Origin of the sequence: Streptomyces sp. NPDC127092, assembly GCF_042722475.1 — a bacterium.
Classification (GTDB): domain Bacteria; phylum Actinomycetota; class Actinomycetes; order Streptomycetales; family Streptomycetaceae; genus Streptomyces.
Window position 1 is genome coordinate 1 of record NZ_JBHXFE010000147.1, and the last position, 2,075, is coordinate 2,075.

At 53.0% G+C, this 2,075-nt stretch carries 2 protein-coding genes and 1 pseudogene; 2 read left to right on the plus strand and 1 reads right to left on the minus strand.

Annotated features, from left to right (window positions below; genetic code table 11):
- Both ACFWJO_RS38135 and ACFWJO_RS38140 read left to right on the plus strand, forming a co-directional pair.
- A pseudogene (locus tag ACFWJO_RS38135) lies at positions 1 to 810 on the plus strand (hypothetical protein); the annotation flags it as partial.
- Positions 807 to 1,577 (plus strand): HEPN domain-containing protein, encoded by a 771-nt coding sequence (locus ACFWJO_RS38140; RefSeq protein ID WP_385409506.1) that lies wholly within the window; start codon positions 807 to 809, stop codon positions 1,575 to 1,577. The pseudogene ACFWJO_RS38135 and the gene ACFWJO_RS38140, both read left to right, overlap by 4 nt.
- Before the next feature lie 339 nt (positions 1,578 to 1,916).
- Here the strand turns inward: ACFWJO_RS38140 and ACFWJO_RS38145 are convergent.
- The coding region (locus ACFWJO_RS38145) for an integrase core domain-containing protein (RefSeq protein WP_386872750.1) at positions 1,917 to 2,075 on the minus strand (159 nt) is incomplete at its 5' end.

Here is a 2,075-nt window from a genome sequence, read left to right on the forward strand (position 1 = left end):
TTTGCCCTGATTGGCCTCGAGTACTGGCCAGAGCTTAACGGTAGTAGATTTCAAGACTTGCCACCCGTCTTGAAGAAGGGTCTTCTCCGTCGGTCTCTAAATGCAGTAATCCTGTTGGCGGAATCATCTGAAGGTGAAAATGAACAAGATGAGACCGGCATCGATGTGCGTCGAGTTCTTTTCGATCGTTTGAATACGGGTGGTATAAGGCTCAATCCCCAGGAGCTACGAAATGCACTGTACCCAGGGTCGCTGAATGGCCTATTGGTTAGATTGTCTAGATCTAAGGCATTTACCCAGACTTGGGGCATCCCCCCCTATCGGGCCGGTGAGGAAGAGAACCCCCCAAAGGAGCTTCTGGACAACCGTTTATATGCCACACTGGCCGACTGCGAGCTGGTTCTTCGTGTTTTTGCTATCCGGGACGCCGTAGAGAATGAGCGATCTGGAGCCTTGAGGTCAATTCTTGATCGCTATATGGAGGCAAATAAAGACATAGAAGAGCGAGAGTCCTCCAGAATGGATGACGAATTCTCTAATGTACTTGAAGAGTTGCTGGAAGTATTTAGAGATGATCTTTTTATACTACCTTCGACGGGTCGACATAGTCGACCGCTATATGATGCACTGATGGTGTCGCAGCTTTTGCACTATCAACCTCTCAGGGGGCGTTCTGCGGCTGTTAGGTCAGCTGTCGAGGCCGCTCTGAATAGTAATGAGAGCTATGAGATCCTAGTGGGTCGGGCCAATACCATGGAGGCTCTTAGAGAGCGCGTGGCCTTGGCGGGCAATCTGCTGGGGGCCTTGTGAGTGTCGGCGAGGCGGAAGCGGTATTCGACGAATTCAAGAGTGATATTCGGCGTACAAGAGACTTGATCTCTCTGGTCAAGAAATTTCGTGGTTTCGCAGGAGAGTCTGTGCCCGATTCGGAGCCGTCATGGCCCATGGCACTCGCTTTGCATTCCACCGCGGGCCGAGTCCGCACTGAACTACCGATCCTGTCGGCCTCATTGCTTCTATATGCGTGTGGAAGCTTTGAGAATTGCATTAAGAAACTCCTGGAGGTGGTTATAGAGGACCAACTCAAGAACGCCTCAAATATCGATGATCTCACAGTAAATCTAAAGCAGGCCATAATAAAGAGTTCTCTGGAAGTGGCAAAGAGTCCATCAACATACTCTTTTCTGCAGCTTACAGATCATGTGGTTTTAACTGAGCTTGGCCAATCTCTTGACCCTTCTGTTCCAGGGGTAAACGTGCGCGCTGAGCTTGTAACGCTCACTACATCTAACATGCGCGCTGAAGTCATTTCGGATCTTTTTAAGAAGGTTGATATCGACTTCTGGTCCGAGGCAACCCCGCAGGCGGCTTTGAAGAGATTCTTGACTTCGCGGTCTGATAAAGAGTGTCGCTCTGCGGCGACATCCCGTCTTGATGAAATCATGAGATTGAGAAATTCTCTTGCTCACCCCAATGGAAACCAAATCTTCCCAGATATTGACATAGTTCAGGGGTATGTCGACTATCTCGAGGTGCTCGCCATGGTTGCAAAAGATATTGCGACGCTCCCGCGGTAAACGGGTGAGTAGCCATTACCTTCCTCGCCCCCGCCGTCCGACGACTCTAGCCGATCATGAACTGCACCGGGTTAGGAGGTGATGAGGGCTAGGGCGTGCTGCTAAAGAGCTCCGAGGGGAGGATGCCTCAGTCTGGAGGGATGTCATCGCGGAGAAGGCCTGCGCTGTGATCAGCCCACTGTTCCTGGAGGCCAAGACCACTGGGCGACCTCCAGTGGATCTACGCACGGTCGTCGAGGCGAACGCGTGGCGCTTCTGTGCCGGGGCGCCATAGCGGTACCTGCCCGAGCGGTTCGGGAACTGGAATACGATCTGCAAGAATTTCAACGGGTGGGCCGCTTAGGTGTAGGAGGGCATGACGTTGTTGACTCGGGCCGGTGCCAACGAGGCCGGAGGGGCGTCTCCGCAGGAGGTATGAGGCCGATGGTAGTTGTAGTGGTTCACCCACACGGCCAGCGCCTCACGCCGAGCTGTCTCTGAGGTATACGGGCGGGCGTA